We start from the raw sequence: 13,871 nt of genomic DNA, 5'->3' as shown, positions 1-13,871 counted from the left end.
CGACGGTACGTTGAACGTATCGGATTCGAGAATAGTAGCCAAAAGTATTTGTTCCGGTTCACGCTTGTTGAACTATGGACTCGCGCACGCAAGAGCGCGTCGAGCAATGGGACTCTCGCCCGTTTAGTGGCGGTTACGACGGGCTCTCTGATCTCACAGCGAAGGGATTCTCGGGGGCCGTCACCGCGGCGGGCACGTGGCTGTTCGTACTCAACGGCCGGATCGTCGGCGTCTTCGGCGGTGACCTCGAGGATTTCGAGGCGGCGTCGGGAACCGTCTACGAGGCGCCACACCCGTCGCTACCGCTCCTGTTCTCGATGAAATCACAGGGAGGTGACACTCGAGCGAAGTACTACACGAACGACACCTCGCTCGAGGAGGTCGACCAGACGCTTCAGGACGGTTCGTTCACCGGCTACGTCGAACTGAGCGAGAACGTCCTGAGCGGTGACTACTACGCAGTTTACTACGGTGGCCGACGGATGGCAGCCGCGTTCATCGGAAACGCCGAACGGTTGCAGACCGGCGACGAAGCGTTCGAACGCGCCGCCGACGAGGTCGGCATCTACGAGGTCGTCGACGTCGACGTCGAGGTAACCGACGTTCCGAGCGACGACCCGGCGGCCAACGATAGCGACGACGCGTCCGACTCCGAGCCACCAGCCGGGACCGGTGGCGTCGATCCATCGAGCGAGGCCGGTGGCGAACCAGGCGACGCCGTCGACGCGACCGGCGTCTCGAGTTCGGCTTCGCTCGACGACGACCCGGCAGGGATCACCGCGACCGAGCCCACACCCGACGACGATCCGTCGGGGATCACGGCCTCGAGTCCGGCCGATGTGGACCCTGCAGACGAGCCAACAGCACGCTCGAGCGACCGGCGTGACGACCCGGGACTGACCGTCTCGACGACCGACAGCGAGCCTGCCGAGGCGGGGTCGACCGACTCGACGCTCGATCCGGAGGAAGTCGAGGCCGCGGCGGCCGAACTCGAGCAAAGCGACATCTCCTGGACCGACGACGACGTCGACGAGCCAGCCTCGAGCGTGGGCGACGACGCGAGCGAGGAGGCCGACGAAGATGCAGGGCTCGAAGAGCGGTTCGAAGAGGAAGAACAGTGGCGAGAGACGCGCTCGATCCCATCGATCGATCCGGAGATGACGACCCAGACAGGGGACGACGGCTCTTCGAGTCGAGCGTCCGGCTCCACACCGTCTCAGGGTGGACAGACGATGGCCCGGCGGCAGCCGAACAGCGGCCAGCGGAGTGCAGCCGGCGCGTCTCGGTCCCAGTCCCAGGGCCGGGCCCAGACGCAGTCACAGTCGCAGACCCAGTCACATCGTCAGGCTCGAGCCGACCAGCAACCGTCCCGCCCCACGGGTGACGCTCGATCGAGTCCCAGGACCACCGGCGCTGGTGCTGGCACGACCAGCCAGTCGCCACAACAGTCTGCGGGTGACGCCGAGGGACCGATCAGAGACCGTCTCGAGTCCCTCGAAGAACAGCGTGCGGAACTCGCGACGAAAGCAGAGCGACTCGAGGCCGAACGAGACCGACTCGAAGCCGAAAACGAGGAACTGACCGATCGGGTCGAGGAACTCACCGCCCGCATCGACGACCTCGAGTCTCGTCTCGAGAGCGACGGCGCTGCCGGCGGTGCACAGGCGGCCAGCCAGCGACTCGCCCCCGAGCGGGCGCTCTCCGGGACCAACCTCTTCGTCCGGTACGCCTCGAAGAGCGAGCCGACGTTGCTGACGGCACACGACGGCGCTGCCGACCGGGCCGAGGTGGCCGGGAACCTTCACCTCGAGCACCACACGGAATTCGACGACGGCGACGTCGCCGTCGACGGCCAGCCCTACGAACAGTTCCTCACCGGAACCCTCGTTTACCAGTTCGTCGACTGGCTCACGGCCGTCTTGCTCTACGAGATCCGTGACACCGGTCAGGCGGATCGACTGGGGGACCTCTACGACGCCATCCCGCGGATCGACCGCGCGGAGATCAACGGCTCGGTCTCACTCGCCGACGACGATACCGAGGACGTCCCCGAGAACGTCTCGTTCGACGTCGTCGCCTACGACAAGATGGGCAATCCCCTCCTCGTCGTCACGGTCAACGACTCCCGCGAACCGGCCAGCGAGGACCTCCTCCGCGGGTTCGAGGAGGCAGCCTCGGCCGTCAAGGCCAACTACCCGGACCTCGCAGCAGCCATCGCCGTCACCTCGAGTTACTTCGAACCGGGCGCGCTCGAGGTAACCGAGCAGGCCACGAGCAGTGGCTTCCTGAGCCGAAGTTCGAAGGCGAGTTACGTCAACGTCTCCCGGAAACAGGGCTATCACCTCTGTCTCGTGGAATCCCAGTCGGAAGGATTCCACATGACCGTTCCCGAACTCTGAATCGGCTGCTCTTTCGCTTCTCACCCCAGATCGGGCTCGAGGCCGGCTGTGGGTTCCGGATGGTGCGTTCGACTGGTGTTCGCCAGAAGACTATGGTCTCGCCGCACTCGTCTACGGAATCGTCGCTCCAGAAGTCGGCAGGTGACGCTGAACTTCTCGATCACGCCCCGTGAAGCCGCTCGAGTCGCTCGAGCGTGTCCGCGTCCGCCGGACTTTTGTCCGATCGAACGCCGACGAACCGGGGGAACCGGAGCGCGTAGCCCGACGAGTAGGTCGGCGAGCGCTGGATCTCCTCGTAGCCCACTTCGAAGACGACCGCGGGTTCGACGTCGACGGTCGTTCCCTCCGCTGTGACGATGTGGGGCTCGAGCAGCTCGGTCAGCTCCGCGAGTTGCTCGTCGGTGATTCCGGTGGCGACCTTGCCAACCGTTTCGAGTGCGTCGCCGTCGCGTACCGAGAGTTCGAACGTGCCGAGGAACGTCGCCCGGCGGCCCTCACCCCACTCGGCACCGGTGACGACGCAGTCGAGCGTCTCGACGTCGGGTTTGCGCTTGCGCCAGTGCTTCCCGCGTCGGCCCGGGGAGTACGTCGACTCCGGGTTCTTGAGCATGATCCCCTCGTGGCCGGCCGCGAGCGCGTCGGCGTCGATTGCCTCGATCTCGTCGGCGTCGTCGGTGAGCCAGAGCAGGGAGAGGCCCTCGACGTCTTCGGGGTCGACGTCGGGTTCGCTCCCGGCCGTCAGCACCGACTCGAGCCGTTCGTGACGGTCCCGAAGCGGGCACTCGAGCAGGTCCTCCCCATCGTGGTGCAGGCAGTCGAAGAAGACGGGCCGAACGGCGACGTCCTCGCGCGCTTTCGCCACGTCGTGCTTGCGGCGGAATCGCCGCAGGACCTCCTGAAACGGGAGCGGGTCCCCGCCGTCGTCGATCGCGACCACCTCGCCGTCGAGGATCACCGGCGACTCGAGGGTCCCCTCGGCGAACTCGACGACCTCAGGGAGGGCGGCCGTGACGTCCTCCATGTTACGCGAAAAGACGCGCGTCTCGCTGCCGGAGTCGTCACTCGAAGCGGGGTCGTGGTGCAGTTGTATTCTGGCCCCGTCGTACTTCCGCTCGACGGCGGCGTCGTCCCACTCCTCGAGCGCGTCGGTGACGGTCCCGGCCTGGGCGAGCATCGCCTGGACGGGGCGACCGACCGCGAGGTCGACTTCCTCGAGCCCCTCGAGCCCGTCGTCACGGGCGATACGGGCGACCTGTCCGTAATCGTTGGTCACCTGCAACGCGCGCTCGACCTGATCAGCGGGGACGTCGAAGGCAGCCGCGATGGCATCTCTGACCGTCCCCTCGCCGACGCCGATGCGCATCTCCGCGAGGACGAGTCGCGCGAGGTAGCGGGCCTCCTCGCTCGAGCACCGATTGAACAGGCCAAAGAGGAGGTCGACCTTCCGGCCCTGGCTTCCAGAGCCGTCGGTGTAGGCCAGCGTCTCGAGGGTTTCGTAGACCTCGCGGACGGTGAGGGCTTCAGCGTCGTCTCCCGCGGTGAACGCGGCCAGTCCCTGCTGGCCGCCGAAGTCGTAACTGGCCGCGACCGCACCGATCTCGCCCGTCTCGGCGAGTCGCTCTTCGACGTCCGCCGCGCTCACGTTCGTCCCGGCCGCGCGAGCGATCGCCTCGTAACACGCCGACGGGCCGACGTCGAGGGTGGTCGAATCCCATGCGGGGAAGACCCGCCCCTGGACGAACCGGGCGACGATCTCGATCGCCTCGGGACCCGCATCGGTCGCCTCCCCGTCCGAACCAGCCGCCGCGCCGTTCTCGCCGACGTCCTCGAGCAACGCGCGCACGTGATCGACGATCTCGAGGTCGGCGGACTCGGCGTCGATCGCCCCAGCACGGTCGGCGAACGTGGCAAACTCCATCGACTGGGGCTTTCGCCGTCGGGGGTAAAACGGTTCTGAGATTTGGGTGACACACCGATCAACACTCCGTGTCCCGGGGTCACACCGCCCAAGTGTCGGTCCCGACACGGTACCACTGTCCCTCGTACCGCAGGTAGTCGATCCCCGATCCAGGTGGGCCACCGTTCCCGGCGTCGGCTTCTTCCTCGAGATCCTCGAGGGTCGCGCGCAGTTCCTCGACGGCTTCGCGTCGCGGCGCTTCCTCGGCTTCGGCCTCGTCGTCGTCGAGTTCGTGTCCGCAGACGTCCATCCGGCCACCGTCCTCTTTCACCTCTGCGAGAAATTCTTCGAGGTTCTCGCTCGGATTCTCGAGCGTCGCCCCGCGGTCGGCGAAGACGTAGTCGGCGAACTCCGCGGCGTCTTCGGCGACGGGGTCGACGTCGTACCTGATTCGAGCGGCGTCCGTACTCCCCTCGCCGCTGTGCTCGAGTCTGGCGACCGAGCCGTCGTACTCGAGGTAGTCGGCGTCGACGCCGTCAGCGAGGATGGAGGTCTCCTGGCGCCGTTCGTCGAGGTAGCCAGCGACGACCGACGTCCGCGTGAACGACATCGACTCGAGGTGGTCGAAGTAGAACGCCCCGCCACTGGTCGCCCGCCAGCGGTCGTGACGCGGGAGGTCCTCGTAGGCGAGCGTTTCGGCAGCGCCGACGTCGTCGTCCATCTCGCGGTCCCGAGAGAGGTCGTACTCGGGGGCGGTGACTGTCCCCTCGTCGACGGTCTCCTCACGGATCTCGTAGATCGTGCCGTCGCGTTCGGCGTACGTGAGCCAGGAGAGCGGCGAGCCACCGGTCGTCTCGACTTCGGGAGTCTCACCGGCGAGCGTTCGGGTTGCGAGGTTGGCAAGGAGCGTTGGTCTGTCCCCGGTGCCGACGTCGGTCGTTACTTCACGGTCGACGACCTCCTCGGGATCGACCGGTTCGAAGGTGACGCCGTCACCTCCGTGGCAGTCACCTGCACAGCCGGCGAGCAGTGCTGTGATTCCGACTGCTGTGCCAGCGAGGACTTCCCGGCGTCTCATAGGTCCACAAGTTGGAAATCGAACAAGTGCTTTGTGGTAGGTCGTCGACCCCGCCGTGCAGGCGACTGGCACGCGAACGTGACCCGACACTGGCCAACTCGAGTGACGGACATTCAAGAGGCTCGGGAGCGCACCGGGGACTATGTCAGCGGAAGAACTCGCCGACGAGGTCGCGAACCTGCTCTCGGTCGATCCGGAGGAATTCCGCCGCCGGGCCGAAGCCGACGCCGAGGTGATCATGGAGGCCGTCGAGGAAGACGTGTTCAATAACCCGCAGGCGATCGTGGGCCTCGAGTGCGAGTTCTACGCCGTCAAAGACGAGGACGCCTCGCTCCGGCGCGTTCCGCGTCGACTGCTCGAACTCATCGGCTTCGAGAAGGAACTCGGCCTGCACAACGCCGAGATGACGACGAGCCCGCAACCACTGAACGCCCACGGACTGCGGGCGACGGAGTCGGAGGTCAAAGCCCGACTCGAGGCCGCCCTCGACGTGACCGAACGCAACGGTATGGGGCTGGTCAGCGACGGGCTCTGGACGCTGCCGCCCGAGGGCGAGACGGCGGACACCTACCTCACCGAGAGTATCGAGCGAACGGTGACCGACGGGGGAGACACCGAACGAACGCTTCGACTCGCGGCCAACATGAGCGCCAACGACCGCTATCACGCGATGGCCAACGCCGAGGCCGTGAACCCGGGCATGGTCGTCGACGCACCGAACGTCACCCTCGAGGCCGACACCGTGATGCCCGAGAGCCTCATCACGTCGATCCAGCCCCACTACCAGGTGCCTCACGCCCCGGATCTCCCGCGGTACTTCAACTACGCCCTCCGGATCGCCGGACCGCTGCTTGCACTCGGGGTCAACTCGCCGTTTTTTCCGGCCGATCTCTACGACGACGTCTCCGGTGAGCAGATCCTCGAGGACGCGTGGATGGAACACCGGATCTCGGTCTTCGAGACCGTCCTCAACGACCCCGACGCCGCGGAGGGCAAAGTACGGTTCCCGCGGGACGTCGGCCCGCTCGAAGAGGCCGTCGAGCGGATCGCGACCGACGACACCATCGTTCCGATGCCGGTCGACCCCGGCACCCGCTTTGACGATCGGTTCGCGCACTTCCGCCGGAAACACGGCACTTACTGGCGGTGGGTTCGTCCAGTGCTCGACGGACCGACGCGGTCGGCTGCAAACGCCCGGATCGAGTTCCGTCCACTGCCCGCCCAGCCGACCGTCCGAGACTCCATCTCCTTCCTCGCGGCCTTCGCCGGCCTGCTCGAGAGCCTGCCCAAACTCGACCATCCAGTCATCGAACTCGAGTGGGGGCAAGCGCGTGAGAACTTCTACGCCGCCATGCGGGACGGACTCGAGGCTGACCTCGCGTGGATCGGCGAGGACGGCGAGGAGACCACCGAGACCGTCGCGCTGTACGACGACCTGCTCACCCACGCCGAGGCCGGCCTCGTCAATCGCGGGCTGACCGAGGAAGAGGCCGCGAAGTACCTGTATCCCCTTCGACGGCGCATCAGACAATCCCAGACGCCCGCGGGCTGGAAGTGTACCCGCGTCCGACGGGAGCTCGAGGACGGCGCCGACTTCCCCGATGCCCTCACCACGATGCAACGCGAGTACGTCGCTCGCCAGCGCGAGACCCTGCTCGAGGGGAGTTTCGCGGACTGGATCGGGGACTGACGCGCGCCGGACGTGTACTCGTCACTCGCCAGCGGGCGGCAACGCCCGCCGGGACCCCTAGCCTTAGTTACTGGTCTGGACACAGCTACCGTATTCGATGACCAGGGGTGCAATCGTCGTCGGCGCGTCCTCCGGCATCGGCGAAGCGCTGGCGCGAGCGTTCGCCGACCGGGGCTACGAGGTCGGCCTGACAGCACGCAGGACCGAGCGGCTGAAACGGATCGGCTCCGAAATGCCAACCAGGGCCTACGTCGCGACGATGGACGTTGCAGACCCCGAGGACGCCCGTGAGGGATTTTTCGAACTGGCCGACGCGATGCAATCGGTCGACGTCGTGGTGATCAGCGCCGGCGTCGCCGACGTCAACTACGACCTCGAGTGGGACCTCGAACGCCGGACGATCGACGTCAACGTCCGCGGGTTCGCGGCCATCGCGACCGCGGCGCTCGAGTACTTCGAGTCGAATCCCGATTCGGCGAGCGATCGGGACGGCCACCTCGTCGGCATCTCCTCGGTCGCCGCTCACTTCGGCAACGGCGGCACGCAGGTGTACAACGCCTCGAAGAGCTTCGTCTCGCGGTACCTCGAGGGGCTTCGAAATCGACAGGCTGGAAGCGACGCAAACGTGATCGTCACGACGATCGAACCAGGATTCGTCGACACCGACCTCTCGTATGGCTCGTTCTGGGAGTGTTCACCCGAGACGGCAGCCGACCAGATTCTCCGGGCGATCGAGAAAGAACGCCACCACGCCTACGTCACCCGCCGCTGGCGACTGGTCGCCTGGGTCCTGAAAGCGACGCCCGAGTCGGTGCTCCGGCACCTGCTCTCCTGACGGCGAGTCTCCGCTGGGGCTGTCACGACCGACCGGGACCGCGGGTACCGCAATCGCCAACTGCAGGGGGCACGGAGGACGACTATGACTCTCTCGTTCACCCCAGGACCGACCGCCGTTCCGCCAGCAGTCCGGGAGGCGATGGCCGACCCGCAGCCGAATCCGATCCTCGAGGACGAGTTCACCGAGCGCTACGAGATCCTTTGCGACCAGCTCGCAGCCGTCTACGAGACCTCCCACGACGTCGTCGTCCCCGGCGGTGAGGGCATCCTCGGCCTCGAGGCGGCCATCGCCTCGCTCGTCTCGCCGGGCGACCGCGTCCTCTGTCTCTCCAACGGCATCTACGGCGACGGCTTCGCAGACTTCGTCGACTCGTACGGCGGCGAAGCCGAACTCGTCTCCGCGCCGTCCGACGAGGGGTTCGACCTCGAGGGCGTCGAGAGCGCGCTCGAGACTGCCGCGGACGATGACGACCCCTTCGCGCTGGCCACGATGGTCCACTGCGAGACGCCGACGGGGACGCTCAACGATCTCGAGCCAGTTCTCGACAGCCTCGAGGACCACGACGTGCTGAGCGTCGTCGACGCCGTCTCCTCGCTCGGGGGAACCCCGGTGCCGACCGACCGGATCGACGTCTGCCTCGGAGCCTCCCAGAAGTGCTTCAGCGCCCCACCGGGACTGACCACGGCTGCGATCAGCGACCGCGCGTGGGATGCGATGGAAGAGCGCGATCCCGCCTCGCTCTATACGAACTTGCTCCCGTGGAAGGACGTCTCAGACGGCTTCCCCTACACCCACCTCAACGCGAACGTCGCCGGACTCGAGACCGCAGTCGACCTCGTGCTCGAGGAGGGCCTCGAGTCCGTCTTCGAGCGTCACGAGGCGGCCGCAGAGCGCTGTCGCGAGCGTGGAGCCGAACTGGGACTCGAGGTTTATCCCGACCCCGAGCGCCAGTCGCCGACGGTGACGGCGTTTCACCGTCCGGGCGAGGCGGCGGAGATTCAACAGCGCGTCGCCGAGGAGGAAGCCGTCCTGCTCGCGACCGGACTCGGCGAACTGGAAGACGACATTCTTCGCGTCGGTCACATGGGGTACAACGCCGAGGTCGAAAAAGTGGATCGGGCGATGGACGCTCTCGAGGCAGTCCTGTCGTAGCCTACTGATCGTCGAAGCGCTCCCGGACATCGAGTGCCGGCTCCGAGCCGTAGTGGTCGACGAGCGGGCACAGGGCGTCACCGAGGGCGCGCATGCACTGACCCGTCGAATGGTATCCGAGCGCGTCGGCCACCGATTGCCAGTTGCGAGCCTGCAGCAGGCGCATCACCAGCAGCCGTTCTTCGCGGGCCTCGAGGGCCACGGCGGCCGGTTGCTCGACGAGATACCGGACGACGAGCGGCCGAAACGGCCCGGGGTCGACGTCGAGTAGCCCCGGACCGTACGCGGCCCCGGCGACGACGCGCCACTCGTGGTCCGAGAGGGTGAGCAGCGGCGCTGCGTCGTCGGGGACGCTCGCCAGTGCAGCCCGGGCGACGTCCGGCTCGAGGTCCGACAGGGTATCCGTGGCGACTGCGGCGAACCGGCGGGCGAACCAGGTCGCGTGGCGCTCGAGGAGGTCCCTGCCGGCGTCGCTCGTCGGTGCGAGCATGAGCGCGGAGTACTCGCCGCTGGCGTCGTTTCGCGTCGTCGAGAGGTGGACGGTCCGGTAGCCGTTCTCGCGCCAGAACGCGAGGAGGTCTGGCGTCGCGCCGAATCCGGTGCCGACCCAGTCGCAGTCGGAGTCGAACTCCTCGCCGACGCACTCGAGCAAGTGCGAGCCCAGCCCTCGCGAGCGGACGGCGTGGTGGGTCGCGATGCGAACCACCCGGATTCCCGCTGGCTCACCCGCCGACTCGTCTCTGAGCTGACTCGTCAGCACGTCGGGGAGCATGTTCCCGCGAACGCGCTCGCCCTCGTACATCGCCCCCCGCGTCTCGGCCGAGAGGTTCCCCTCGCGGGCGAGCAGGGCCACACTGACGACGTGACCGTCGTGACAGAGCGCGCGTGCCTCGAGATTCGGCGCGTCGAGCAATCGCGCGAGGTCGTTGGGCTCCGTGCGGTAGTGAGCGAGGACGAGCAGGCCGAAGGCCTCCCGGAGCAAGTGTTCGTCCTCGAGGAGGTCGTCGGGCTCGAGCCGTTCGTAGGAGACGGTGCCCGGATCGGCGTCGGTGATCAACTGATCGACCGGTGGCCGGGCGTCGAGCAACAGCGCCCGGAAGGCCCAGACTTCGATCGGGTCGCCCGCCGCGTACCGGATCGGTTCGGAAAGCGTCAGTGACGTGACCGCGTGGTCGCTGTCTGCGAGGCGGTCCCTGAATCGGACCGAGAATCCGCGCCCGGCACCCTCGTAGCCGTGAATCGTCGTCGCGAAGGCGATCCGGTCGGCCGCGAGCAACGACTCGAGAACCCGAACCGGGAGTGCGGCCGCCTCGTCGACGATCACGACGTCGGCATCGTCGACGCCGCCCTCGTCACGCTCGAGGGCAGCCGTGGCACGCTCGAAGTGAATCGTCCCGCCGGCGGTCGTCTCGAGTCGGCGATCGCTGGCGTGATCGTCGCCGGACTCGAGTACCTCGAGTCGCTCACACACCTCCCGTGCGCGGGCGAACACCTCGCGGGCGTTGGCCCATCGCGGTGCCGTGACGAGGACGTCGGCCGCGTCGGCGGCGAGGGCACCCGCCGCCAGTCCGGCGGCACTGGACTTGCCCCGCCCGCGGTCGGCCTCGAGAACCAGCGCCCGGTCGTCGGCATCGTGGTCGTTGCCCAGCAACGACTCGAACGCGGCGACGGCCTCGACCTGATCGGCCGTGAGACAGGACTCGTAGACGGTCGTCGGAAATCGGGTTTCGGCGGGCTGCTCGAGTGCGTCGTCAGCGCCGCGAACGAAACGCGGGGCCGGATCCGTGTGACCGTCGTCCACGACCTCTCTTTCTTCGAGGTCGACGATCGCGATTCCGCGATGGGCACGCAGCGTCTCGACGAGACGACGCGTGAACCGGCCGGTGACGTCCTCGAGGGTGAACGGCGGGACGGCCAGCGATTCCTCGAACGCGCCGCGGCGGTCGGGCCAGTCCTCGAGGGTCGGTGTGAGCAAGATCAGGAGGCCGCCGCCGTCGACCGCTCCGACGACCGAGCCGAGAGCGTTCGGCCGAAGCCCGTCGTGGGCGTCGAGGACCACGACGTCCCGGGTCGTGCCGAGCAACTCGCCGGCTCTCGACTGGGGACGGTGCGCACAGCGAAGACGGTCGTCGGGCCCGAGCAGCGTCGTCCGGCTGATGCCGACGGAAATCCCCTCGAGGACGGACTCGAGGGTGTCGTAGCCGCGTTCCCGGTCACCCTCGAGGACGAGTAGCCGCCGCTCGTTCGTCCGCCGGGCCTCGGCGAGGAGCGAGCGGACGAGGGCGAGGACGTCTGCATCCATAGTCGGTACTCGCGGGTGTCACGGTCAAGACAGTATCGACTGTCGACACTCGTTGGGCAACCGCGGCCGAACGGTTCCGAGTCGATCACGTCCGGAATCAGCAAGCAGCGGCACTGAGTGCCGACTGGCAGAGTGGGCGGGCCCCCGCGCGGGTTTTTTCACCTCGACCGCGTCCGAACGCGGCGTGTGGTGCCATCGCACGGCCTCGGTCGTTTGAACACGCTTTTAAGGGGGGCAGCGTAACTCGGTAGTACACCCTACGCGGGGTTGATGATGCTCCTAGCCTCACAGGACTTCCGCCGGAATCGGTCCGGCACGGGATGCCCAGCGTCCCGGACGGCAGGGGAGCGCGAGCCCACGCGTAGGAGAGGTGAACAACCAATGTCAGTCTACGTAACCACAGACATCCCAGCCGACCTCGCCGAAGACGCCCTCGAGGCGCTCGAGGTCGCCCGAGACACCGGACGAGTAAAGAAAGGAACCAACGAAACGACCAAGGCCATCGAGCGCGGCAACGCCGACCTCGTCTACGTCGCCGAGGACGTCTCTCCTGAAGAAATCGTGATGCACATCCCCGAACTCGCAGACGAGAAGGGTATCCCAGTCGTCTTCATCGAGACCCAGGACGACGTCGGCCACGCCGCCGGCCTCGAGGTCGGTTCGGCCGCCGCCGCGATCGTCGACGCCGGTGAAGCCTCCGGCGACGTCGAAGACATCGCCGGCAAGGTCGAGGACCTCGACTGAGGTGATCGATGATGAGTGCTGAAGAAGAAGACGGCGGTTCGACCCCCGCCGAGGTCATCGAGATCGTCGGCAAGACCGGCATGCACGGTGAAGCCATGCAGGTCAAGTGCCGGATCAAGGAGGGGGAAAACCAGGGACGAATCATCACCCGGAACTGCCTCGGGCCGGTCCGCGAGGGGGACGTCCTCCAGTTGCGCGAGACCGCCCGCGAGGCCGACTCCATCGGAGGTCAATAATCCATGGTCGAGAAACGCACCTGCGACTACACTGGCGAAGAGATCGAACCCGGCACGGGCATCATGTACGTCCAGAACGACGGCACCGTGCTCCACTTCGTCGACTCGAAGGCAGAGAAGAACTACAAGCTCGGTCGCGAACCCCGAGACCTCGAGTGGACCGCTGAAGGGCGCGCCGGCAAGGGCCCCGCAGCAGCCGAGCCAGCCGTCGACGAGGAAGACGACCAGGACGACGTCGTCGAAGCGGACGAAGACGACGACCTCGAGACGGAGGAAGAAGACGCCGAGGAAGGCGACGAGGACGTCTCCGAGGATGAGGCCGACGGGAGCGAGGAGGACGACCAATGAGCGACCACGAGCGCACCTTCGTGATGGTCAAGCCCGACGCGTTCGCACGCGGGCTCGTCGGTGAAGTCGTCTCACGACTCGAAGACCGCGGCCTCAAGCTCGTCGGCATCAAGGTACTCAACATGCCCGAAGAGCGGGCCAAAGAGCACTACGCCGAACACGAGGACAAGCCGTTCTTCGACGACCTGATCGACTTCATCACTTCGGGACCTGTCGTCCCGATGGTCTGGGAAGGGCAAGACGCCACCCGACAGGTCCGCCAGATGATCGGCGAGACCGACCCGCTCGAAGCCGCGCCCGGAACGATCCGTGGCGATTACGCGCTCGACCTCGGTCGCAACGTCGTCCACGCTGCAGACCACGAGGACGAGGGCGCAAACGAACGAGAGATCGAGATCCACTTCGACGAGGACGAGTTGATCGACTACGATCAGCACGACGCCGAGTGGCTCTACGAGTAACGCCTTCTGACCTCACGCCCGCTCCGGCGTTTCAATCGAAAACCGGAGACGTTCCAGCGGGTCGACCGTCTGACTTGCTTCGACGTCGAGCCTGATTCGCCGAGGGCGACACTTTCGAACTGAGTAAATTCATACTGAATTAAATACAGGTATTATTTTAGGTAGACGTAACATCTAATGCGCCGGCCGTGCTAGTGGCCACCGGTGGTTTCGAATGGTAATATACGGTAGGTGGTCCGTGAATGCGTGAACGCGAGGGGGAATCGGCACGACTAGTCGCCGAGATGACCCCGTCACTGGATCTCGTGTTCGATCTGCTCTCGAACCGCCGGCGCCGGTACGCCCTGTACCTCCTCTACGATCAACCGGACGGCGTTGCGACGATCGACGAGGTCACAGATCACGTCACGTGCCTCGAGACTCGAGAGCTCGGAACCGGGGCCGGGGCCGGGGCCGGAACCGAGACCGGAACCGGACACACAGGCGAGACGACAGCAGATCGAAAACGGGAGATCCAGGTCGAGTTACAGCACGTACACCTGCCGAAACTCGAGGACGCGGGCATCCTCGAGATCGACCATCGAAGCGAGACGCTCAGATACTGGACGCAGCCGACGCTCGAGGAGTGGCTCGAGCACGCACAGCACAAAGAACTGTCCTGACTGGTTTTCGCAGTCACATCCTGTTTCGGACGTGGCGATCTGGGAGTCGTAGTGGCGACGTCAC

12 protein-coding genes are annotated in these 13,871 nt (G+C 66.5%); 9 read left to right on the top strand and 3 right to left on the bottom strand.

The window, feature by feature from the left end; all coding sequences use genetic code 11:
- The first annotated feature begins 74 nt into the window (after positions 1 to 74).
- On the top strand, positions 75 to 2,399 hold the full coding sequence (locus B1756_RS14830; RefSeq protein ID WP_086889247.1) for a DUF7527 domain-containing protein: 2,325 nt from the start codon (positions 75 to 77) through the stop codon (positions 2,397 to 2,399).
- A gap of 160 nt (positions 2,400 to 2,559) precedes the next feature.
- On the opposite strand, the gene ligA is transcribed toward B1756_RS14830, so the two are convergent.
- Together ligA and B1756_RS14820 are read right to left on the bottom strand one after the other, a co-directional pair.
- Positions 2,560 to 4,317: an ATP-dependent DNA ligase LigA gene (ligA, locus tag B1756_RS14825; RefSeq protein ID WP_086889246.1), complete on the bottom strand. Its 1,758-nt coding sequence runs from the start codon at positions 4,315 to 4,317 to the stop codon at positions 2,560 to 2,562.
- 79 nt (positions 4,318 to 4,396) lie between these two features.
- Entirely contained in the window at positions 4,397 to 5,374 is a 978-nt protein-coding gene (locus tag B1756_RS14820) for a hypothetical protein (RefSeq protein ID WP_086889245.1), read from the bottom strand.
- 142 nt (positions 5,375 to 5,516) lie between these two features.
- Here B1756_RS14820 and B1756_RS14815 point away from each other — a divergent pair, with 142 nt between their 5' ends.
- The 3 genes from B1756_RS14815 (at position 5,517) to B1756_RS14805 (ending at position 9,054) form a co-directional block, all read left to right on the top strand.
- Complete coding sequence (locus B1756_RS14815; RefSeq protein WP_086889244.1) at positions 5,517 to 7,064, top strand: glutamate-cysteine ligase family protein; 1,548 nt, start codon at positions 5,517 to 5,519, stop codon at positions 7,062 to 7,064.
- A gap of 97 nt (positions 7,065 to 7,161) precedes the next feature.
- A complete protein-coding gene (locus tag B1756_RS14810) occupies positions 7,162 to 7,899 on the top strand; it encodes an SDR family NAD(P)-dependent oxidoreductase (RefSeq protein ID WP_086889243.1) in 738 nt (245 codons plus the stop codon).
- 84 nt (positions 7,900 to 7,983) lie between these two features.
- Complete coding sequence (locus tag B1756_RS14805) at positions 7,984 to 9,054, top strand: pyridoxal-phosphate-dependent aminotransferase family protein (RefSeq protein ID WP_086889242.1); 1,071 nt, start codon at positions 7,984 to 7,986, stop codon at positions 9,052 to 9,054.
- 1 nt (position 9,055) lies between these two features.
- Here B1756_RS14805 and tmcA read toward each other — a convergent pair whose 3' ends face one another.
- Complete coding sequence (gene tmcA / locus B1756_RS14800) at positions 9,056 to 11,356, bottom strand: tRNA(Met) cytidine acetyltransferase TmcA (RefSeq protein WP_086889241.1); 2,301 nt, start codon at positions 11,354 to 11,356, stop codon at positions 9,056 to 9,058.
- A gap of 381 nt (positions 11,357 to 11,737) precedes the next feature.
- On the opposite strand from tmcA, the gene rpl7ae reads away from it, so the two are divergent.
- From rpl7ae to B1756_RS14775, 5 genes are all read left to right on the top strand, one after another.
- Positions 11,738 to 12,100: a 50S ribosomal protein L7Ae gene (gene rpl7ae, locus B1756_RS14795; RefSeq protein ID WP_086889240.1), complete on the top strand. Its 363-nt coding sequence runs from the start codon at positions 11,738 to 11,740 to the stop codon at positions 12,098 to 12,100.
- An 11-nt stretch (positions 12,101 to 12,111) separates the two neighbouring features.
- Entirely contained in the window at positions 12,112 to 12,336 is a 225-nt protein-coding gene (locus B1756_RS14790) for a 30S ribosomal protein S28e (RefSeq protein ID WP_086889239.1), read from the top strand.
- 3 nt (positions 12,337 to 12,339) lie between these two features.
- The gene (locus tag B1756_RS14785; RefSeq protein WP_086889238.1) at positions 12,340 to 12,684 is read left to right on the top strand and encodes a 50S ribosomal protein L24e; all 345 of its coding nucleotides are present in this window, start codon (positions 12,340 to 12,342) and stop codon (positions 12,682 to 12,684) included.
- The gene (ndk, locus tag B1756_RS14780; RefSeq protein ID WP_086889237.1) at positions 12,681 to 13,145 is read left to right on the top strand and encodes a nucleoside-diphosphate kinase; all 465 of its coding nucleotides are present in this window, start codon (positions 12,681 to 12,683) and stop codon (positions 13,143 to 13,145) included. The genes B1756_RS14785 and ndk overlap by 4 nt, the downstream gene beginning before the upstream one ends.
- A gap of 242 nt (positions 13,146 to 13,387) precedes the next feature.
- Positions 13,388 to 13,807, top strand: coding sequence for a DUF7344 domain-containing protein (locus tag B1756_RS14775; protein ID WP_086889236.1), 420 nt, complete (start codon positions 13,388 to 13,390; stop codon positions 13,805 to 13,807).
- The last annotated feature ends 64 nt before the right edge of the window (positions 13,808 to 13,871 follow it).

Origin of the sequence: Natrarchaeobaculum aegyptiacum (genome assembly GCF_002156705.1) — an archaeon.
Taxonomy (GTDB): domain Archaea; phylum Halobacteriota; class Halobacteria; order Halobacteriales; family Natrialbaceae; genus Natrarchaeobaculum; species Natrarchaeobaculum aegyptiacum.
The sequence above is the reverse complement of the archived record's forward strand: the minus strand, read 5'-3'. Positions and strand labels throughout refer to the sequence as shown.